The organism is Psychrobacter sp. P2G3, from assembly GCF_001593285.1.
In the GTDB taxonomy this organism is placed as follows: domain Bacteria; phylum Pseudomonadota; class Gammaproteobacteria; order Pseudomonadales; family Moraxellaceae; genus Psychrobacter.
In genome coordinates this window covers 623520-645745 of sequence record NZ_CP012529.1, presented here as the reverse complement: position 1 = coordinate 645745, position 22226 = coordinate 623520, and the positions used below count along the sequence as shown (strand labels likewise).

Here is a 22226-nt window from a genome sequence, read left to right as displayed (position 1 = left end):
GTGACTTACTATCTATCTAGACAGTCGCAGTTAATGAGTATATACAGTGACTTATCACAGATGATATACGTACTGCCTAGGGATAATAGTTCACCATTATTATCTAAGAGCTTATAAGCTATACTTACGAGCAACCAAACCTTACGCAGCCAAATTAGCATGGCTTACAACTTTAACTATTTGCGTTTGCGCTATTTTTTGTCACATCCTTGTAAGTTTTGTCTGCTTTGTAACATGGTCTATTTTTTAATCGCTTAAGAAAAACCTTCATATCCTGAGCAACTAATGCAATGACCATATATTCGTATAAAAGCATATAAGATGCCTTTGAGTATGACTTTAATGCTATGTAAATTTACATATTCAAAAGCTCAAGGTATTGTCTTTGATGCTAAATATGAATAAAAACATACCGATAAACGCTATATTTTTCATGCTAGAATATTGCAGATTTGTGCTTTCTTATTTCTTATAGTTTTGTAAATTTTCTCTTTTTTCTCCTTTTTATGATATTAACGATATAAGCAGTGTTCCTATGACTCAAAAAATGACCTCGATGACTTCTTCTGAAGATAATACTATGCCCACTCACTCAAATGCTGCCGATGACTTTATCTTGACGCCGCCTGCTGTATTTCCTTTTAAGGAGCAGCAACTGACTGCACGTACGCGCATAACTGAACAGATGGCCTCACGTATCTTGGTGTTAGATGGGGCGATGGGCACGCATATTCAAAATTATAAGCTGGAGGAAGCTGATTATCGCGGAGAACGTTTTGCTAATATTAGCCAAGACGTACGTGGTAATAACGATCTGCTCGTGCTCACCCAACCGCAGATGATTAAAGAGATTCATAGCGACCATCTTGCTGCTGGTGCAGATATCATCGAGACCAATACGTTTAATGGTACGCGGCTATCGATGTCTGACTATGATATGGAATATCTGGTGCCAGAGCTAAACAAGACTGCGGCTAAATTAGCGCGCGAAGCTGCTGACGAATTTACTGCCAAGACCCCTGAGAAGCCGCGCTTCGTCGCTGGAGTCATTGGGCCAACGTCACGAACTTGCTCGCTATCACCTGATGTCAATGACCCAGCCTTTCGTAACATTACCTTTGATGAGTTGGTGCTAAATTACCGTGAAGCGACACTAGCTTTAATAGAAGGCGGTGTGGATCTTATATTGATTGAAACCATTTTTGATACGCTAAACGCTAAAGCGGCGATATTTGCGATTACTGGGGTGTTTGACGATATTGGTTTTGAATTACCGATTATGATTTCGGGTACGATCACTGATGCCTCTGGTCGGACGCTATCAGGTCAAACGGCTGAGGCGTTTTATAACTCAATTCGCCATGCCAAGCCGCTATCGGTTGGTTTCAACTGTGCACTCGGGGCAGATGCACTGCGTCCACATATCCAAACGTTATCTAATATTGCCAATACTTATGTTTCAGCGCATCCGAACGCCGGCTTGCCGAATGAGTTTGGTGAATATGACGAAACGGCAAAGGAAACCACTGCCCTGCTTGAAGGCTTTGCTAAAGCGGGCATTTTAAACATCGTCGGTGGTTGCTGTGGTACGACGCCTGAGCATATCCGCCAAATCGCTAATATGGTGGCAAAATACCCACCGCGCGTGATTCCTGAAATCGCACCTGCCTGCCGCTTATCAGGGCTTGAGCCATTTACTATCACGCCTGATAGCTTATTCGTCAACGTTGGTGAACGTACCAACGTTACCGGCTCGAAGAAGTTTCTACGTTTGATTAAAACCGAAGCCTATACCGAAGCGCTCGATGTCGCCCGTGATCAGGTCGAAGGTGGCGCACAAATCGTCGATATCAACATGGATGAGGGCATGCTCGACTCCAAGCAGGCGATGATTCATTTCGTTAATTTGGTCTCTGGTGAGCCAGATATCAGCCGTGTACCTTTAATGATCGACTCGTCGAAATGGGACATCATCGAGGAAGGTCTTAAACGTATCCAAGGTAAGTCTGTCGTCAACTCTATCTCTTTAAAAGAAGGTCATGCTGAGTTCGTCGAGCGCGCCAAACTATGTATGCGCTACGGGGCGGCTATTATCGTCATGGCCTTTGATGAAGATGGCCAAGCCGATACTTTTGAGCGCAAAACTGAGATCTGTCAGCGTAGCTATGATGTCTTAGTCAATGAAGTCGGCTTCCCTAGCGAGGACATTATCTTTGACCCCAACATCTTTGCGGTCGCCACCGGTATCACTGAACATAATAATTACGGCGCCGACTTTATCAATGCCACTAAGTGGATTACGGATAACTTGCCCAATGCGATGGTATCGGGCGGCGTATCTAACGTTTCATTCAGTTTCCGTGGTAATCCGATTCGAGAAGCCATCAACTCCGTATTTTTATTTCATGCGATTCAAAACGGTCTGACGATGGGTATTGTCAACCCTGCCATGCTAGAGCTATATGACGACATCCCGAAGGAAGCACGCGATGCTATCGAAGATGTAATGCTGAATCGAAACCAAGGTGAGACTGGTCAAGATGCTACTGAGCGTCTGATGACCGTCGCTGAAAACTACCAAGATGGCGGCAAGAAAAAAGACAGCACCGTTGATATGTCATGGCGCGAAGGCACGGTAGAAGAACGTATTGCTCATGCATTAGTCAAAGGTATCACCACCTTTATCGAAGCCGATACCAAAGAAGCTTGGGAGAAATACCCCAAACCGCTAGAAGTCATCGAAGGGCCACTCATGGACGGTATGAATATCGTCGGTGATTTATTCGGTGCAGGTAAAATGTTCTTACCGCAAGTAGTGAAATCTGCACGTGTAATGAAACAATCAGTCGCTTGGTTGAATCCATATATCGAAGCGGAAAAAGTCGAAGGTGAAAAGAAAGGTAAAATCCTCATGGCTACCGTCAAAGGCGACGTCCATGATATCGGCAAAAACATCGTCGGTGTGGTACTCGGCTGTAACGGCTATGACATCGTAGATATGGGCGTGATGGTACCTTGTGAAAAAATCCTCGATACCGCTATCGCTGAGGAAGTCGATATCATTGGCTTATCTGGCCTGATTACGCCAAGCCTTGATGAAATGGTTTATGTTGCCAAGCAAATGCAAGAGCGCGGCATGACCCTACCCTTGATGATTGGCGGGGCAACGACCTCTAAAGCGCATACGGCAGTCAAAGTCGAACCTCAGTATCAAAACGATGCCGTCATCTATGTGGCTGATGCCTCACGTTCAGTGGGCGTGGTGACTAAGCTGCTCTCTAAAGAGCACCGTCAAGGCTTGATTGATGAGACCCGCGAAGAATATATAAAGGTACGTGAGCGTCTCGCTAAGCGCCAACCAAAAGCGGCCAAAATATCTTATGCCAACGCTATCAAGATTGGCTTTAAAGATGACTGGGAAAACTATGTGCCACCTGTACCTAACAAACTAGGACAAGTAATATTTGACGATTATCCTATCACTAACCTACTGCCTTATATCGACTGGACACCTTTCTTTATCTCTTGGGGTCTAGCGGGCAAATACCCGAAAATCTTGCAAGACGATGTGGTTGGAGAAGCGGCCCGTGATTTGTTCGACAATGCGAATGACTTGATGCAAAAAATGATTGATGAGAAGTTAATCGTTGCCAAAGGTGTGTTTAAACTGATGCCAGCCAAACGTACTGGCGCCGATACCGTCACCGTCTATGACAACAGTCCAGCTGATGGCGGCAAGCCGACCTATCAGTTTGAGCACTTACGTCAGCAAAGCGATAAAGCCAGTGGCAAGCCGAACTTTAGCTTGGCAGACTTTATCTCACCATCGGACACGCAAACCGATTATCTTGGTGGCTTTACGGTGTCTATAGTCGGAACAGAAGCACTGGCTGAGAAGTATAAAGCGGCTGGTGATGACTATAACGCTATCATGGTACAAGCGTTGTCTGACCGTTTAGCCGAAGCCTTCGCTGAGCATCTGCATGAGCTGATTCGCAAAGATTATTGGGGCTATCAGGCTGATGAGAATTTAACCAATGATGAGATGATTAAAGAGAAATATGTTGGTATCCGCCCTGCGCCTGGCTATCCTGCCTGTCCTGAGCATACCGAAAAAGGCAAACTGTTTGAGTGGCTCGGTACGGTTGAGGCTATCGGCACGACGCTCACCGAAAGCTTTGCGATGTGGCCTGCGTCATCGGTCAGCGGCTTCTATTACTCGCACCCTGATAGTGAGTACTTCAACGTCGGTAAAATCAGCAGCGATCAGTTAGAAAGTTATGCTGAACGTAAAGGCTGGGATATGAAGACGGCTGAGAAGTGGTTGAATCCGAATTTGTAGGTTTGTTATCTAATACTCGAGGGGTTTTAAAATTATGAACCCCTCTTTTACTTATTAACCTCTAAATTATGTACTTCATATAGTACATTTTTTTCTGTCAGGTATTCAATTCTTAATTTACTCTCTTCATTTGCTATAAGATTAGCGTTATAAACGTCCTGTTCTTGAGTTTCGTACACCTCAACATTGAAATTTTCAACCACGTATACCTTCTCAGGAATTTCTATTTCACTATCAAATATTCTTAAATATTTCTCGTCATTTTTTATAATTCTACATGAAAATTTCTCAGTACTCTTTAACTTCTTTATGTCTTCTTTATTAGTAATATAGAATTTTAAATCCGAAAAAATTTTAATACCCTCACCATAATAAGTGTCACATTCAAATATTTCGTTGTATAAATTCATAACTTTTTGATAATCAATATTTGATATACTATTATTCAAATCAAATATTGCTCTAACACCAAAATTTTCACAAATTCTAAATGCTTTATAAATATACGTTAACAACCATCTAATTTGTTTAACATCATCGTTATTTGATGAGTTATTTATTTTAGCTTTAGCGAGAAAGGTATGGTTCTCAGAAGTGAATAAGCCTATATTAGCATTCTCGTTATCGCAAATCTCATTAATTAGGGTGTATAGATCCTCTAATTTGTCTAGTGACCTTATATCTTTACCATTCCAGTCATCAAAACAAAAACTCATATTAAAATTTTGAACAATATCAGTGATAGACTTATCAAACATAGGCATACCGATTACTTCAAATTTAAAATAACGTTTTAAACCTCCTATGAAACTTACCGTTTTTAACCCGTGAGTGAGATAACCATTAATTTTTATAACAGTTTTATTTATATTTGAGTCCTGATACGGAATTTTCAAATATGCACTCACTTTATTTGTTCTTTTAATGGATGCTTTTTTGAAATTAATACTACTATCATTTAGCAACTTATTTATAAGACTAGAATCACTTAAGAAACCTAGGTCTCCTTCAATTTCGCAGTCTAAACCATGGAAAATCAAGTCTTTATATTTTCTTATATTACTCTCATTTGAAAAGTCTTTAACGTTGATATAGCCAAACCCATTTAAAAGTGTTATAAACTAATTATTAAACCCAATTGTTATCATAAAGACCATGACTTACTCACTAGATTTTCGCAAACAAGTACTAAAAAGCTTAGACGAGGGTATGACCTTTGCCGGGGCGGCTGAGTTCTATAATCTCAGCCCAACCACCATACAAAACTGGAAAAGACGTGTTCATAGCAAAACAATCAGGCAAACCAAACCCTATAAAATACCAGATGACGTGCTACTTAATGATGTCAAAGAACATCCTGATGATTACCAGTATGAGCGAGCACATCGTTTAAATTGTAGTAAAACAGGCATTTATCATGCCCTAAAGCGCCTAGGCATCAGTCAAAAAAGACCTTAGAGCATCCAAAAGCTTGCCCAATAAAAAGAGCGGCGTATCAGGGAAAGCTTGATAGCTTTACGCAGCAAGGCTATCCCATTGTCTATATGGATGAAAGCGGCTTTGAGCACGAGACCATCCGCTCTCATGGCTATGCGCCGATCGGTAAGCCTTGTATCGATAGCTACAACTGGCAAGGTAAAAAGCGAACCAACGTTATTGGTGCTCTGTATGAAAAGATGCTGTTTGCGCTTGATTACTTTGAGACAAACATCAACAGCATCGTCTTCTATCACTGGTGCAAACACAAGCTAATCCCAAGTCTTAAAACCAAATGCGTGATTGTGATGGATAACGCCAGATTTCATAAGAGCAAACGCATTCAAAAGCTACTAAACAGGCACGGGCATCGTATTCTTTGGTTGCCGCCGTACAGCCCAGACCTAAACCCTATCGAAAAGAAATGGGCTCAAGTGAAGTTTCTACGCCAAGGTTGGATGCAAAATGACTTATCCAAATTGTTTTATGATATTTGTCCAAGGCATAACATTTTTATTTTGAACTGACTATAGTTGGTACATACGAATCATTTCTAGGCTCTACTTTATATATTGTTGTTTCATTATCAAACTTGGTCGATAGCTTTAACCTATTGTCTAAAACCTCTAAGGTTTGAACCACGCTCCCATGCACATTACTTATAGCATCGTTTATTAGGCTTAATGGCATTTTACACAATAGAGACTGCTGAGACTCTCTAATATCCTCATCTGTTCTATATTTCATACCAAGACTTTGACTAGCGTATTCCTCAGCCTTTACTTTCCAGTCTTTAAGCATCTCTACAGGGTAAGTCTCAGGCTCTCTATCAATTATCTTATGACAAATTGAACATAACCAGATGCCATTATTAAAAGACTTTGTATCCGTTGTCGACATTCTATTATCAAATCTAGGTCCTCCAGAACTTGCTGCGCATATATGTGCTGCTTCTCCTATTATGGTTCTATTATCAATAGTTTCTAAATTTGCAGCAACGGTATTTCTTCGGCATTCAGGGTTTGAACACAGATTAGCTACTCTATCTCTTAGTTTTCGTCTAGTCGAATCTGTAAAGTCGTTATCTTTAGCTCTAGCCATTTTATACCCTCAAATTTTTATTGAAAATTCTTAAATTTTATTCTTAGAATTCTTACTCGCTGGCATCACTTAGAACTATAAAGTGCCTACTTCCAATCCTCTTTTTATGTGAAAAACAAAACGTCATATAAATCCTCAATACTATCATGTCGAGTAAACTGTCCTTTATTAATTGAACGGATATTAGGTCGCTCAGCTTTTATGCCTTCCGCATTACCTTTAGTATGTTTGGCAACTCTAACATTGCCTAAATCATTTAATGGCTTTCCTGCTTCAGAGCCGTAAAAATAAAACGAACATAACTCCAAAGTGTCTTCATCAAATATTATCCAAATAACACATCCTGAGGGCTTGGTTGCTAAACGGGTATGAATGTTCTGTCTTGACGTTTTACCATCTAGTTTTGAAGCTTTAAGCTGAATATGCCGAATAACATTATTAAGTTCTAGAACAACATCACAGCCAGCATTGTCGACTTCAGGTTTCATAACTTCAAGCTGACAATCACCTTTTAGCCACGATAGTTTCAGCATTTCACTAATAAATAAATGTTCAATAAGCTTTTCTCGGAAGCTTGAGTGTTCAAAATGTTTACTCATAGTTCACCTTGATACTTTATAACGGCTTCAACTCGTTAATTAATCTTGTTTGCACTATCGTCTTTAGCTGTGATGAACCGTAACAGCACCGCCACCTCTATCTTACTCCTCTGGCAACATTGGGTTAGAAAACGTGGCGGTTTTTTGACGCCTATATTTCAATACTTACACTTTAATAAATATTCAATAAAAACAGCTATCTGATTAGATTAACTTAAAAATTTTTGGTATATTTATAGTTAAGAATATATTTGAATTGATTAGTACTACTACTATATAGCATGAGCATTACAAACTGTTAGAAACAAGGAGGTATATCGGCATAATAGTTATAGAAATTGAGATTTTACATTTTTAAATCAAGGAGAGATGAAAATGAAATCGTTCAAATTAACACTACTAGCCATGACAGCTATATTCTTTTTACAAGGATGTAATGATGATAATGACAGTTCATCGACGTCACAGCCTGATAAGCCAGATACCTCACAACCTGATAAACCAGATACTCCAAAACCAGACCAACCAGATATCAATACTGAAATCGTTGGAACGTGGAGTAATGACGATAGTAGTAGTGAGTTATCAACGATTGTCTTTATAGATGACGAGGCTTATGTACAGGTCCAAGTCAATAGTAGTCAGTCTACGAGTGACCCTGAAAATGGTATGGAATGGGGTAATTACAACATCAATAATAGTACAGGCGAACTAACTGCTACGCCTATTTTTGATAAAAATGGTAGCTCTGGATTGTCAGACTCCGTCAACCGTCATGCTCAGGTATCTAACGGCAAACTGATCCTCGAAGTCGATGAAAACAATGATGGCGTCATTGATAATAGTGAGACCTATAGCTTCTCAAAGACCCAACCTAAAGGGATTTTAGGGTCTTGGAGTTTCAATGATGCCGATGACGATGAGCTAATCGGATTAGCCTTCTTCGATAATGGTACTTATGTCCATGTCCAAGTTGATGAAGCTGGCTCTGTAAATAACCCCGAAAACGGTATGGAATGGGGTTACTACACCATTGATCCTACGACTAAGCAGTTAGCAACTTCTCTGATCTATGACGATAACGATGGCACTGGATTATCAGAACCACGTACGCGTTACGCACGAGTTATTGGTGACACTGCTCTTACTATTGAAGCTGATAACAATCAGAGCGGCTCAATAGACAGCGATGAGTTCTTTAAATTTTCAAGACCATCTTAGGAAGGTTTAAAAGAGTGTAACCTGAAAGCCGTCGAAAAGAAGCAGTGCTTCTTTTTGACAGGTCTAATACCGCCCTATCTCAAACATTAGCTTACTAATAAATTTAGATTTAGAAAATTAATCAGTATTGAAAAACGACCAATACTTGTAAAAATAGGATGTTGCCGTTAGCCCTGAGACCCGTTAAAAAATTGCACTGCAATTTTAGGGACGCAAGAGAAAATCCATTAAAGGGGATTTTCTGATAGCGGCTATCCTACTTAGCCAATGCCTCGCATAGACCAGCAGATATGAGCGAAAAGCAGGATTGGCTGCCTATTATTTTTTAGGTTTTGAATACTTTTGGACTTGAGCGTTTGGACTTGAGTGTTTGGACAATCTGTTGCCACTATGTGCTTGGCATTTAGATAGTTTTAATCTACAAGGAAAGCCGAAAAATTATAAATCCTAGCCTTCTCAATAAGTACATTCTATATCTTCTATAGAAACAGTCTCACTCTCTCAACTATCACATCAGCTTACGGCTAGAACACACGCTATTTAAAAACAAAAAAATGAGGCCTTCCTTGGCCTCGATTGTTTTAAGTGTTTTGGTAAAACGGATAGTCGTTGTAGCCGATGTCAGTGCCGCCATACATAGTGGTGGGATCAACTTCATTAAGTGGCCAATCATTGGCGATGCGCTCAGGTAAATCTGGGTTGGCAATAAAAGGGCGGCCAAAAGCAAATAAGTCGCCATAGCCTTTTGCTAAGATGTTGACTGCTTTTTCAACGGTATATTTACCAGCATAGATGATACGGCCTGAAAACTCAGCTCTGACCGCTTGATAAAATGCTTCCGGTAAATCTGGGGCATTATCCCAATCTGCTTCGGCAATTGACAAGTAAGCAATGCCCGCTTGTTCGAGCACTTTGACCGCTTCAACATAAGTAGTATGCGGGTCTGACTCTACCAAACCTAAGTAAACACGAGTCTCATTGGTACTAGCAAATAAGGGAGCAAATCTGACCCCCAAACGCTCGGCACCCACGACGGCACTGACGGCTTCGACTATTTCTTTTAAAAAGCGTAAGCGGTTAGGCAGCGAACCGCCATATTGGTCATCACGATGATTGCTATGCTCAGAGATAAACTGATTCACTAAGTAACCGTTAGCACAATGAAGCTCAACCCCATCAAATCCTGCCTCTAGTGCATTACGTGCTGCTTGCGCGTACATATCGACCAGCTCACCAACCTCAGAAGTGCTCAGCGCACGCGGCTCACTTGGATCATCTAAAGCGCCTGCACCGGGCCCAGTTTCAACGAATACCTTCACGTTATCAGCAGTAATAGCAGAAGGCGCTATAGGTTGTGCGCCGTTTGGTTGTAAGCTGGTGTGAGACACGCGACCAACATGCCACAACTGAGCAAAGATAATACCCCCTTTGGCGTGCACGGCTTGTGTGACTTTCTTCCAGCCGTCAATTTGGTATTGCGAGTGTATACCTGGCGTCCACGCATAGCCTTGTCCTCTTGGTTCAATTTGCGTGCCTTCCGTCACCATAAATCCCGCTGATGCGCGCTGTGCATAGTAGCTTGCCATTAATTCGTTAGGAATATTGCCTGGTTGAGTGCTACGAGAGCGTGTCAATGCGGGCAGCACAATACGGTTTTTGGCCGTATAAGGTCCAAGCGCTACAGATGAAAATAAGGCGCTAGTATTTGGATTAGATTGTTCCATAAAATTCTCTTTTAAAGTGTATAAATAAGCTTATTGTTTGAACCACTTAATAGATTTTGATAACTAAGGGTTTACTGAAGCAATATTGATAAGCTTAGGGCTTTAAAGATACAATTAGAAACAACGATTTTTTGTTTGAGATACAATTATGAATGGTATCAGTCGGCTGGATATTAAACAGCTTAGAGTGTTGCATGCTTTGCTAGATTTAAAAAACCTCTCACAAGTCGCCCGTAAAATGGGTTTAACCCAGCAAGCCATTAGCGAGCAGCTACGCAAGTTGCGTGATTTATTTGATGATCGCTTGTTTATTCGTCAAGGCAATAGCATGGTGGCAACACCAAAAGCGCTCTCACTTCAGCAACCTATTAGCGATATATTAGAACAGTTAGAATCGCTGTTAGAGCCTGACTTATTTACCCCAGAAACCTATAAAGGCGTCTTTACGATTAGCGCTACCGACTACGCGACACAGGCGCTGTTACCACAGCTTTTTAAGATAACGAGGCGAGACGCCCCTGAGCTAAAATTGATAGTACGCGACTTTGCGTCTGACAATATCAATAAGCTGATTACGGCTGGTGAACTTGATCTACTAATTACTTTTCCAGAATTTATTCCTAATAACCTGACTTATGTGACTTTGCTTGAAGAGCAGCATTTATGCATTACTGGTTGTAATAACGAGCTTGCAAAAGCGCCGTTAACACTGGCACAAATTGCCGCCTATCCTCAGCTGGTAGTGTCGCCTTCACGTGCTAATTTGCGCGGCTCCCATGATCAATGGTTCGCAGCAAGGGGGCTTAAACGAAATATCGTTATGTCGGTTCCAAGTTTTTCAGCAGTGCCAGATATTCTTCATACCACTGACATGATTGCGTTTTATCCAGCCAGGTTATTGCCGAGCAATAAGGTTAAAGAATTAGAAGTAGAAGCGTTACCACCAACATTTAAAGTAATAGCTGCTTGGCATCCTCGTACCAATGACAGCCCCATTCACCGCTGGATCATTGAACAATTACAGAATTTATAAGATCAAAGCGTTAATTTTTTTGAGTAATAGGAATTTTGATAAGCGATACTACTTAGAATGAGTATTACCTAGAGGCCTATTAAATCTTGGCTACCTTAACATTGTTCCCAATCCTTCTCCCACTTTTTGAACCAAGTGAATGAACGCTGATAGACAGAGTAGGTTTTGCTTTTTGTATACCATGGTTTTCCTCACATCGGATGTAGAACTGGTCTAAAGCTACTGCATAAATCAGGTATTTTAGGGTGATTTTCATCACATTGATAAGACAGATGTTTTTAAAATTGCTGCGCTGGTTGCACCCTACGCCTAGCAAGGAAACTCCTTTAAATAGTCGCGTAGGGTGGGTTAGCGGAGCGTAACTCTCCATTTAAACTTAGCATAATATATGATCGGTGGGTTACGTCTTGTCTGCATTCTCTGCGAGAGTTTGACAAGTCTAACATCACCCTACCTCAAACTTATTAACTCAAAATCGTTGGGTGTCGCAAGCTTCGACCAAGATATGAGCAAAAAGCAGGAAATAGCTGCTTATTATTTTTTAGGTTTTAGATGCTTTTACGCTTGAGAGTTTAGACAATCTGTTGCCACTATTTGCTTGGCATTTAGATAACTTTAATCTACAAAGAAAGCCGAGTTTATGACGACTTGGGGATAGAAGCCGTCGCCTCGCCCCAATAGTGATAACCCACGATATTTACGCCCTGAGTAAATCCTTGCTGACCCGATACCTCAAAACCCGCCTGCGATATCAGCTGTTCGATATCCCTATCAAGATGGCAGCCGCCTGCTACCGGCTTCCATACCGGGTTGATGAGCTGTTGCATTTTACCGACCCATTTGGGCTGCGGTGCTAAGCCGTGTTCGGCATAATATAGGGTGCCAGTCGGTTTTAGCACGCGTCTGATTTCACTTAACGCTTGGATAGGATTAGGGATGGAGCATAGGGTAAATGTCATGACGATACTATCAACGCTATTGTCCTCAAGAGGTAAAGTCTCGGCGGATAACGGCTGCGAGATAAAGTCGATGCCTGCACTAGCAAAGCGCTCTGCTGCCAATGGATGCAAGTGCGGGTCGACGCCTATCACTCGTTTGACGGTTTGTGGGATATAAAATCTGGCATTAAGCCCACTGCCAACACCGACCTCTAGTACTATGCCGTGGGCTTTTGGGACGACAAGCGCTCTTTGCTCGCTCACAACGTCTAATGCACAGGCCTTATCAATTAATAAAGGCAGGACTTTATTGTCGTAGATGCTTTTGAGACTTAACAGTTTAAAAGTTGGCTTTGATGGCGGCTTTGATTTCATGAAGGTCTCGGTCGGGTTGGTTGTGATATCGGCTGTTTGTTAATGATGTCGTTTGAAAGGTAGCTGTATTTATAAACCTGAAAGAAATTAGCGTCTTTGTATTTTAGTCGCTTCTCTTCCCCGCCGACAACGCTCCGAACAATAAATCACCTGCTCCCAATCCTTTTCCCACTTCTTACGCCATGTAAACGGACGCTGGCAGACGGGGCAGATTTTTTGCGGTAAGTTTACCTTTTTATGTGCCATCGCTTTCCTTTTGTCTTATTCACAATTTTGCATGATATTTATGAATAAATTTATAAGACAGACTTTCAAATTGGTGCGCCCGGCGCACCCTACACGCCAATTGCACAAAGTTTGCTATTTAAATATAAGATGCTGAGCTAAAAGCGCCAGCCTACAACCACCTTGAATTTTACATTACTTCTGATGTTCTAAGCCTTCATACTTCTTCACTCGGCGACACTGATCTGAACAATAGACCATGTTATCCCAATTTTTATCTAGCTTTTTGGTCCAACTAAATTCACGCTCGCAGACAGGGCAGAGTTTTTTGCGGACGTTCTTCTTTTTGTGCGCCATACTTTTCTCGCTAATTGTTTCATGCATTAGTTATTTAAAATTAACTTTATTCTTTAAAGCCTAACGACTCCATACGGGTGAGCGTACCACCCCGCCCGCTTTACTACTAATCGCATAGCTTGTGCTGCCAGATAGCGAATGTATGACTATACTACCACCACTTTGACCATCGATTTGTGAGTTGCGTGTGGGATAAACGGTATACAGTCCAGATGGCGAAAAACGTGCTGGCTCATCAAGACCAGTTTCGGCGAGTTTGACAATTTGCCCAGTTGCTAGTGTCATAACCGCCGCTTGGCGACCGTTTAGATACGCTAGACGCTGGCCGTCATTGCTGAGCTGAGGGCTGGCAGCATAATCTTTTGTGGTGATTTGGGTAGCGCTACGAGTCGCAAAGTTATAGCGATATATGCGTGGTCGTCCAGCATTTTTCTTGTCACTCGTATAAACGAAGCTTTGCCCATCGCTTGCGTAGCTTGGTTGTACCTCAGTACTAGGAAGTGTGGTCAGCTGGCTAGTTTCGCCGCTATCCAAGCGCATCTCGTAGATATCTGCGTTACCACCGACCGTTGAGCTATAGAGCAACCTTTGTTTATCTGATGAGAAGGACGGAGATAGATTACTGCCCTCAGTGTTCACCACCAGATTACGGGTTTGGCTACTGACGTCGTAGATATAAATTTTTGGATTTTGACGTGGGGTTTGCTTACTATAAGCCAATAGCTGCCCATCAGCTGACCATGCTGGTGCATATATATAACCGCTTAGCTCATCAATGAGCTGTCTATCACTACCATCAGGACTGATAGTATACAAACTAGAGATTTTTGCAGATCCTGCGCCTTGCTCTTCCACGTAGGCAATACGGCCCGCGCGATCTATTGGAGGCATCTTAGCCGTTAGTGGGTTGACAACCGTACTGCTAGTAGGCGTGCGAGCAACCTTATCCATTGGCAAGGTACTGCAAGCCGTCAAAAAAATACTGAGTGCGACACTAATAGTAATATTAAAAGTGATTTTCGTATGAGTAATAGTCGAATGAGCTATAGAAAGGCATTTTTTATGTAAACGCTGGGAGATATTGGAGGTAAGCATAAAGAGGCACTCAGTTAGATTCTGGCTAGGAGCAGTTATTGATAGGTTAAGTGTCAAAAAAAGACACTATAAGGTAGCTGAATGTATGGCATATTTTTATATAAAAGATACTCATGCATGAATAATCAAAACAATAAGCTCGATAATCATGCCATAAAAAACGCCCCACTACATTATATAGTGAGGCGCTCTATAGTCATAAATTATTTGGCTTTACTTTTATAACGATAACAATAATTTATCACCATAATTTCAAGTTACTGTTAAGTGCTCAATGAGCGATTACTTAGATACCGCTTTAAAATAAGCAACTTGGTTAGCATTGCGAATAGTCAAGATAGGTAAATTGTTTACATTATTATTAATGCTGTATTTACCTTGCACCGTCGCCAGCGTTGCTGTATCGAAACTTGCTTGTGGCTCAGGGCATGCCATCATAGTAGATATAACATTACCCAATACTACGTTGCCATTTACAACACTGTAATCAGAACCCATGTTATTACAAGTGTTCATAAAGCTAACGCGATCGCTACCGTTGGCTTCAGAAAAACTTAGGGTTAGCGGCTTAGATGGGTTATAAAATAGCTGCGTTACTTTTTCGCCATTAGTACGTTTGGCATCGACAAGCTGCCAGTTATGAGCTTTTAAAGCTTCAGATGTAATTGGCTGAGTCACTGGTGCTATAACGCTAGGCGTTGTGGTTTGACAGCCTGCAGCAAGTGTACCTACCGTAAGGGTTGCAGCCATTATTACTTTAGTTATATTTTTCATAGAAACTCCTATAACAGATAAATTTAAGATCTTCAGTAAAAAACACATTTTTCACTGAAGATCATAGTTTTTATAATGATTAATTTATTGTTTTAATCGATGTACTAAACAATAGCCCTATTATGCATGACTAGCAGATTATTATCATGAAAGATTGCGTACACACTTAAAGCCAAATTTGTTCAACTCTATAGGCGTTTTGCTAACGCTTCTTGCCAGTGAGTACATTACCTGCTAACGGTCACCTATAATTTTATTATAACGAGACTATTGGTAATAAAGATAACGTAAACTAAGATGAATTTCAGCATAAAAAAACCCCACATATTAGCGGGGTTTTTCGAACAGATTGCTATTATATAACATCTGTACCAGTGATATCTGGTTGACTGGTTGGCTCTGCTGTAAGAGACTGGCAGCCTACTAATACGCTTAACATTACAATTCCGGTCATTACTGCTTTAGTGAGGTTTTTCATTTGAGCTCCTAATAATTTTGTTTAAATTGAACACTGGCTGAAGTTTGTCACTGTATTAGAACTACGTTATTGGTTCGTATCTCCACTATTAACCGTAGCTTGTTTAAATTCCAATCACAACTATCTTTTACATTAGCATAGGTTATTTAATGTTAACCAAAAATACTTATTGAGATTATTACTGTTGCTGTTGCATAGCCGCATAACCCGCTAAACGTTTACGCTCAGTATCACTAAACAACTGCTGCCCTAGTTGCTCAATCTGGACACGAGCCTGCGTACTGTTAGTATTTTGGCTTAGGAGTTGTTGTTTCTGTGTTTGGTATTGAGTAAAGCGCTGATCAAAGTTAGCATCCTCTTTATCTAATTGTGCAAGCCTGCCCGCTGCTGCCGCGCCTACCAATTCACGGCGCATATTGTAGAGAGCTTCAGGCGTCGCGCCTTGGGCTTTCATTTGCTCAGTACGGCTCATCAGCGCGTTTAGGTTGGCCTGTTGCTCTATATTGACCTTGGTCATGTTGTCCGGCATTCGGCTGACATAATCCTGCTGAGCCGCTGCTTTTTGCTCATCCGACATTAGCTTGTTTTGATTAATATTTATCATCGCAATACTATAGTCATCATATTCATCTTCAGCGCCAAAGAACGCGGTAATGGTTTGCGTATCGAAATACTGCTGACGTAGCTTGGCAACGTCTTGCTTTTGCTGCGCTACCATATTTAGATCTAGCTCACCATTTTGTGTGGCTTGCAGTTGTAAATTACCAAAACGCTTTTCTATTTCAGGAATCGCTTTGAGATAGGCTACATATTTATTGAATATAACAATGGCTTGGCTGGCGGCTGGCTCAGGAACAAAACTGCGAATATAGCTCTCAACACGGGCAAAGATAGTGGCTTCATCTTCTTCACCAAGCGCCGATAAGAAGTAATCAAACAAGCGCCGCAGACCTTCGGTGACGACCAGTTGTTTGTTTTCATCAATAATTATTTCACCGTCCACATCTGTATCCTGTAGTGAGCGCGGTAGATTTTCTAATCCAGTAATAAATCTATCGTTGTTGTTAGTAGACAATGCCGTCTCGTTATTGTTATCAGACAGCTTTACCATAGTGCTACTAATGTCACTATCTACCGTAGACAATGTTTGAGAAGGCGTCATATTGCTTTGATTAGGCTTAAACCATAAGATAATCACCGCAGTTACAATGATAACCACGGTAATGACAACTATTGTTAAATAGGGACGACGATTATTCGACATAAAAGAGGCGTCTTGTTTTAAGAGTCATTTTTTACGTTACAGGTTAGCGTTTTTGAGACGGTTGACCTGACTACGATACACGGTTGTTGGATTAACGCTTCCAAATGCCACTAAGCCCAATAGTTGATTGACTGAATCTAGATGGTTCATTACATAGTTATCTCGGATGACATAGCCGAGACGACTTGAACAAACAGATACTAAGCCATCATTTGCTTCGTTCTTGTATGGCGTACTAGTTGCCAATAATATAGGATCAGTGGCATCAAGTAAGTTGGTTATTTGCCCTACACCACTAAATGAATAGTACTTAATACCATTGACTTCAGTGTTGGCTGGCTGACCACAATAACGGGTTGGCATTGCAGCAGGAAATTTGGCATTGAATTGTGCGGCACCATCAGTAGACAAGGCCACTAGCGATTTCCAACCATCTTGCTGTTGTAGCTCTGTGACACTGACACCAGAGCCGACATCTGTAGCGATGCCAATGAGTTTAAATAAACCCAGCGTAGCTTCAGTGGTAATACTACCTTCTGACAGTTGATCTAACACTGCATCTGCCGTTTTTGAGCCTTGTTCTGGACTTGAAACTGCAGTTGCTGATGCTATATATTCAGGTGCAACACCAGCGACGTAACGAACGTCGATACCGCCTTGACTGTGTCCAATCAAATTAACTTTAGGTTTACCAGAAATGGCTGAGATGAGTTTGACTTGCGCAAGTAACTGCTCACCGCGAACTTTACTATTATTAACCGCTGAGGTTTTGGTCGCGAATACGTCTGTACCTCCGTTCATTAAAGTTTGAGGAATACCGTAAAAGTAATCTAGGACACCAAAGAGTTTATTGAAACCACCAAGCCCATGTGCGAGTATCACTGGGTTTTGGGTATTGGTATAATTTGAGGTTAATAATCTAGCGCCTACCAGTTGGCATCCGCTAGGGGCAGAACAGCTATAGTAGGTAGATGCCTGAGCCGAAGTTGTTTGCATCGACATTAGCAGCAAACCAGTACCAACAGCACCTAGTGTCGGTAAAAATCTGCTTGGCTTCATAGCCTTAGAGAGGTAAGCGTTAAGCTTCATAACAACATCCTTGTTATCATTAATATGTATTAATCTTTGACCAGCTTATGTATTGCATATCTTGCAAAAGCTATCGAAGACACCTGCTAATCCCTTTAGCAGTGAAATTTACATTACTTTTATAATCTGTAACATTCAACCAATTTAATCTGTAAGCTTCACTATGCGCATGACTACTTAGTCATTGTTTAATCACTATTTAAAATTTTAGTTTTGCTAATGACTCCAGCATTAGCTCAATCATTCGTGGGTATATTCCTGTTATAGCACGCTGCTCATCAGTAAAATGCTACGACTGCTACCGCTTATGGCAAAACGCCAACTATGCATTTATGATATAATTCACCTACCTTAATTCTATAACTATAAGTACGACAATCATGACTAAAAAATCCCTTATTCAGTCCCCTGAAGCCATAGAAAAAATGCGTGTTGCTGGTAAGCTTGCCAGCGACGTACTCGTGATGCTTGATGAGCATGTTAGAGTCGGTATCAGTACCGAAGCGCTCAACCAAATTGCCCATGATTATATCGTTAATGAGCAACAAGCCATTCCAGCACCGCTTAACTATAATGGTTTCCCAAAATCAATCTGTACCTCAGTGAATCATGTGGTATGCCACGGTATCCCAACCGAAAATAAACTGCTTAAAGACGGCGACATTATCAATATCGATGTGACCGTGATTAAAGATGGCTATTATGGTGATACCTCAAAAATGTGGATCGTCGGTAATGGCTCTATCATGGCGCAGCGTATCTGTAAAGTGGCGCAGGACGCTCTTTATGCAGGCATGAGTGTCGTCAAAGATGGCGCGCGCTTGGGTGATGTTGGTGCCGCTATTCAAGAAGTGGTTGAGCCTGAACGCTTTAGTATCGTGCGCGAGTTCTGTGGTCACGGTATCAGTAATGAGTTTCACCATGAGCCACAAGTCATGCATTATGGCAAAAAGGGCACTGGTTTTGAGCTTAAGACTGGTATGACCTTTACCATCGAACCGATGATTAACCAAGGCACGTGGCAGACCAAAATCCTACCAGATGAATGGACAGCAATTACCAAAGACCGTAAGCTGTCTGCGCAATGGGAGCATACGATGGTCGTGACTGATAACGGCTGTGAGGTATTTACCACGCGCCCAGAAGAAGATTTAAGTTTCTTGACCCAGTAATATAAACAAAGATCGCTTAGGCGGTCTTTTTTTTGGACTATTATTATCGGCTTTAGGCTACTATTATCATTGTTAGTCGGTGGATATACGTTGAGCATTATGCTTGCTGATTTTTTACCTTTATACTTCTGATAAGCTTTTACTTTTGATGGTCTCTATTTTTAAATTCTTGATTGGATAACGCTCATGTTCACATTCGATGCCGCCTCTATTAACCTTACTCCGCTGCCGTCCTTCCCTACGCCAAATACTGTGTCGTCAGAACCGTCCGATGCAGAGAAATCTCTACTCGGTATACCTGAATGGCTGACGCAGATTAATGCTGATATTAGCCGTGCACTCGAGCGTGGGGCAAATATTCGCCAGTTAGTAGTCGCGCGTGCTTGGGCAATCGATGGCTTACTCATGGCTTTGTTTAAATGGTTTGAGCTAGATCAGACAGATTTGGCATTATTTGCTACGGGCGGCTATGGGCGCAGTGAGCTGTCGCTATACTCAGATATTGATATCTTGTTGCTAGCACCTGATGAGATAAAACCAGATGTCAGTAGTAAGATTGATAGCTTGGTGGCGATGCTGTGGGATATTGGACTGGAGCCTGCGCTGTCCGTACGCAGTGTCAATGACTGCTTGGAAGCCGCCACGGACCATACTATTGCCAGTGCATTGTTAGAAGCAAGATTGTTAATTGGTAATGAAGCGCTACAAAGTATTCCTGTAGACGTCGTCAACAAGCTATGGTCGCAGCGAGATTTTTATGAGGTAAAAATCAACGAGGCTAAAGTACGTTATATTCAGCACAATGCCACTGAGTACAATCTTGAGCCTAATATCAAAACGGCGCCGGGCGGATTACGTGATATTCATATCGTCGGCTGGGTGACCAAACGCTACTTTCGAGTCAGTAAGCTATATGACCTAGTGCAACAAGGTTTTGTGACTGAAAAAGAGTTCGACGAGCTTAGCTTTGCTGAAGGTTATTTATGGCAAATACGTCACTATTTACATGAGATGACAGGTCGCAACGAAAATAAATTACTGTTTGATTATCAGCGCGATATTGCCCAGCGAATGGGTTATGAGTCGCAGCCAGATGATCAGCCCAACGCAGCTGTCGAACGTTTTATGCGCGACTACTATCGCTGCGCAATGCAAATATCAACGCTGTCTGAGATGCTCATCAATCACTACTTTGAGACCATCATAGAGCCACATCTGCCGGATAATGAGCAGCCTACTAAGCGGCCTTTAAATGCGCTTTTTAATCAGGTTGGCGAGCAGATTGCCATCTCCCATCATCGCGTATTTTCTCAGCATCCTGAAGCGATTTTAGAGATGTTTTTACTCATGGGACAATACGGAATAAAAAGTGTCCGAACCCGAACCCTACGCGCGTTAAAAATTGCCGCGCGCGGTATCGATCAGACTTACCGTGACAATCCTGAACATCAGGCATTGTTCTTAGAAAATATAAAAGAGCAAAACTATTTGTTCCATCGTTTGCGCGCGATGAATCGCTATGGGGTATTGGGTAATTATATTCCCGCCTTTGCCCAAGTGACCGGTCTTATGCAGTATGATTTATTTCATCGTTATACGGTCGATGCTCACACGCTATTTTTGATTCGAATTTTACACCGCTTTACCGACGCACGCTTTTATGAAGATTTTCCATTGGTCAGCTCTATCTTTCAACGCATTGAGCGTAAAGAGATTTTAGTACTAGCGGCAATGTTTCATGATATCGCTAAAGGTCGCGGTGGCAATCACAGTCAGCTTGGGGAGACCGAGTCGATTGAGTTTTGTTTGGCACATGGCATGAGTAAGGCCGATGCCCATCTAGTAGGCTGGCTAACGCGTTATCATTTATTAATGTCTATGACCGCGCAGAAAAAAGATATTTCAGACCCTGAAGTGGTGACTATCTTTGCTGACTTAGTTGGTAATGTCACTCATCTTAATCACTTATATGTGTTGACGGTAGCGGATATGAATGCTACCAATCCGCAGCTTTGGAACAGCTGGCGGGCGACTTTGATGAAACAACTATACTCACAAACGCGGCGCATCTTGCGCGCCGATATCGATGCACCAACCAACCGCCAAGACATGATTCGTGCGACGCGTAAGCAGGCGCTGACGATGCTTGATAATGTTGACAATCAACATATGAATCGTGATGAAGTGCTCAGATTATGGGACGACTTGGGCGATGAATATTTTTTGCGTGAGATTGCAGAAGATATCTTATGGCATACCGAAGCTATCTTAAACCATCCTCCTATCGGCTATGCTTCTAACGCTGATAGCGCACCTCTAGTCGTATTACGTGAGCATCGGGAGCTGGCACTTGATGCGGTGCAAGTTTTCGTTTATACCCAAGATCAGGCCAATTTATTTGCAGTGACGATGGCCGTATTTGATCAGATGAATTTAGACGTATTGGACGCACGAATTATCACTGCTACTCGTGACTTTGCTTTGGACTCTTATGTATTACTTGATCGTAGCGGTACATTATTAAGAGACGAAGATAGCCAGCAAGAGCTAAAACAACGCTTAATTGATGCCTTTAAAAACCCGATGACACCTAAGCTGGCGCAGAAACGTATTCCGCGCCAGCTTAGACACTTTGATGTGCCAACTATTATTGATTTTGAGTTTAATGAAGCTTCAGGTCAGCACATTCTGAGTCTACAGACACTGGATCAGCCAGGGTTGCTAGCACGAGTAGGGCAAGTATTTTTGCAGCAAGGTATCGAAGTCCATGCTGCACGTATTACTACTTTGGGTGAGCGCGCAGAAGATATGTTTTATATCAGTGATCAAGACGATGCGCCATTATCTGAGGACAAGCTTGAAACCTTGCAAACGGCCCTGACTACTAGTATTAGCGTTCAGCCAGATAGCAATCATGCTTAACTTAGCTGGGCTGTCCTAAAAGTTAAATTAACAAGCCCTGA

The 22226-nt window shown here is 41.8% G+C and carries 19 protein-coding genes; 7 read left to right on the top strand and 12 right to left on the bottom strand.

The annotated features are described in order from the left end of the window. The first annotated feature begins 655 nt into the window (after window positions 1–655). Entirely contained in the window at window positions 656–4342 is a 3687-nt protein-coding gene (gene metH / locus AK823_RS02700) for a methionine synthase (RefSeq protein ID WP_203226585.1), read from the top strand. A 47-nt stretch (window positions 4343–4389) separates the two neighbouring features. On the opposite strand, the gene AK823_RS02695 is transcribed toward metH, so the two are convergent. Beyond that, window positions 4390–5382, bottom strand: coding sequence for a hypothetical protein (locus tag AK823_RS02695; protein ID WP_068326020.1), 993 nt, complete (start codon window positions 5380–5382; stop codon window positions 4390–4392). A 115-nt stretch (window positions 5383–5497) separates the two neighbouring features. On the opposite strand from AK823_RS02695, the gene AK823_RS02690 reads away from it, so the two are divergent. After that, window positions 5498–5800, top strand: coding sequence for an IS630 transposase-related protein (locus AK823_RS02690; RefSeq protein ID WP_068325749.1), 303 nt, complete (start codon window positions 5498–5500; stop codon window positions 5798–5800). 20 nt (window positions 5801–5820) lie between these two features. Then, window positions 5821–6345 (top strand): IS630 family transposase, encoded by a 525-nt coding sequence (locus AK823_RS02685; RefSeq protein ID WP_149031835.1) that lies wholly within the window; start codon window positions 5821–5823, stop codon window positions 6343–6345. Here AK823_RS02685 and AK823_RS02680 read toward each other — a convergent pair. After that, window positions 6332–6919: an HNH endonuclease gene (locus AK823_RS02680; RefSeq protein ID WP_068326016.1), complete on the bottom strand. Its 588-nt coding sequence runs from the start codon at window positions 6917–6919 to the stop codon at window positions 6332–6334. The two genes, AK823_RS02685 and AK823_RS02680, sit on opposite strands and share 14 nt — an antisense overlap. 104 nt (window positions 6920–7023) lie before the next feature. Next, the gene (locus AK823_RS02675) at window positions 7024–7518 is read right to left on the bottom strand and encodes a hypothetical protein (RefSeq protein ID WP_068326015.1); all 495 of its coding nucleotides are present in this window, start codon (window positions 7516–7518) and stop codon (window positions 7024–7026) included. 375 nt (window positions 7519–7893) lie between these two features. On the opposite strand from AK823_RS02675, the gene AK823_RS02670 reads away from it, so the two are divergent. Then, the gene (locus AK823_RS02670) at window positions 7894–8739 is read left to right on the top strand and encodes a hypothetical protein (protein WP_068326013.1); all 846 of its coding nucleotides are present in this window, start codon (window positions 7894–7896) and stop codon (window positions 8737–8739) included. Window positions 8740–9320: 581 nt separating this feature from the next. Here the strand turns inward: AK823_RS02670 and AK823_RS02665 are convergent. After that, window positions 9321–10463 carry an alkene reductase gene (locus tag AK823_RS02665; RefSeq protein WP_068326012.1) on the bottom strand — a complete coding sequence of 381 codons (1143 nt, stop codon included), beginning with the start codon at window positions 10461–10463 and terminating at the stop codon, window positions 9321–9323. Between the two features lie 148 nt (window positions 10464–10611). Here AK823_RS02665 and AK823_RS02660 point away from each other — a divergent pair, with 148 nt between their 5' ends. Further along, entirely contained in the window at window positions 10612–11496 is an 885-nt protein-coding gene (locus AK823_RS02660; protein WP_068326011.1) for a LysR family transcriptional regulator, read from the top strand. A 638-nt stretch (window positions 11497–12134) separates the two neighbouring features. On the opposite strand, the gene AK823_RS02650 is transcribed toward AK823_RS02660, so the two are convergent. The 8 genes from AK823_RS02650 to AK823_RS02630 all read right to left on the bottom strand — a co-directional run bounded on the left by AK823_RS02650 (window position 12135) and on the right by AK823_RS02630 (window position 18091). Then, complete coding sequence (locus tag AK823_RS02650) at window positions 12135–12809, bottom strand: class I SAM-dependent methyltransferase (RefSeq protein ID WP_068326009.1); 675 nt, start codon at window positions 12807–12809, stop codon at window positions 12135–12137. A gap of 87 nt (window positions 12810–12896) precedes the next feature. Further along, window positions 12897–13055: a DUF2256 domain-containing protein gene (locus AK823_RS13895; protein WP_082785617.1), complete on the bottom strand. Its 159-nt coding sequence runs from the start codon at window positions 13053–13055 to the stop codon at window positions 12897–12899. A 174-nt stretch (window positions 13056–13229) separates the two neighbouring features. Next, window positions 13230–13391: a DUF2256 domain-containing protein gene (locus AK823_RS13890; RefSeq protein WP_082785744.1), complete on the bottom strand. Its 162-nt coding sequence runs from the start codon at window positions 13389–13391 to the stop codon at window positions 13230–13232. Between the two features lie 60 nt (window positions 13392–13451). After that, the gene (locus AK823_RS02645; RefSeq protein ID WP_068034510.1) at window positions 13452–14486 is read right to left on the bottom strand and encodes a DPP IV N-terminal domain-containing protein; all 1035 of its coding nucleotides are present in this window, start codon (window positions 14484–14486) and stop codon (window positions 13452–13454) included. 282 nt (window positions 14487–14768) lie between these two features. Further along, the gene (locus AK823_RS02640) at window positions 14769–15260 is read right to left on the bottom strand and encodes an META domain-containing protein (protein ID WP_068034508.1); all 492 of its coding nucleotides are present in this window, start codon (window positions 15258–15260) and stop codon (window positions 14769–14771) included. 355 nt (window positions 15261–15615) lie between these two features. Then, window positions 15616–15738, bottom strand: coding sequence for a hypothetical protein (locus AK823_RS14310; protein WP_264753636.1), 123 nt, complete (start codon window positions 15736–15738; stop codon window positions 15616–15618). A gap of 178 nt (window positions 15739–15916) precedes the next feature. After that, entirely contained in the window at window positions 15917–17002 is a 1086-nt protein-coding gene (locus AK823_RS02635; protein WP_068326007.1) for a lipase secretion chaperone, read from the bottom strand. Between the two features lie 36 nt (window positions 17003–17038). Beyond that, on the bottom strand, window positions 17039–18091 hold the full coding sequence (locus AK823_RS02630; RefSeq protein WP_068325999.1) for a triacylglycerol lipase: 1053 nt from the start codon (window positions 18089–18091) through the stop codon (window positions 17039–17041). Between the two features lie 380 nt (window positions 18092–18471). Between AK823_RS02630 and map the strand changes: the two genes are divergently transcribed. After that, window positions 18472–19263 carry a type I methionyl aminopeptidase gene (gene map, locus AK823_RS02625; RefSeq protein ID WP_068325997.1) on the top strand — a complete coding sequence of 264 codons (792 nt, stop codon included), beginning with the start codon at window positions 18472–18474 and terminating at the stop codon, window positions 19261–19263. Window positions 19264–19449: 186 nt separating this feature from the next. Further along, a complete protein-coding gene (gene glnD, locus AK823_RS02620; RefSeq protein ID WP_068325995.1) occupies window positions 19450–22185 on the top strand; it encodes a [protein-PII] uridylyltransferase in 2736 nt (911 codons plus the stop codon). The last annotated feature ends 41 nt before the right edge of the window (window positions 22186–22226 follow it).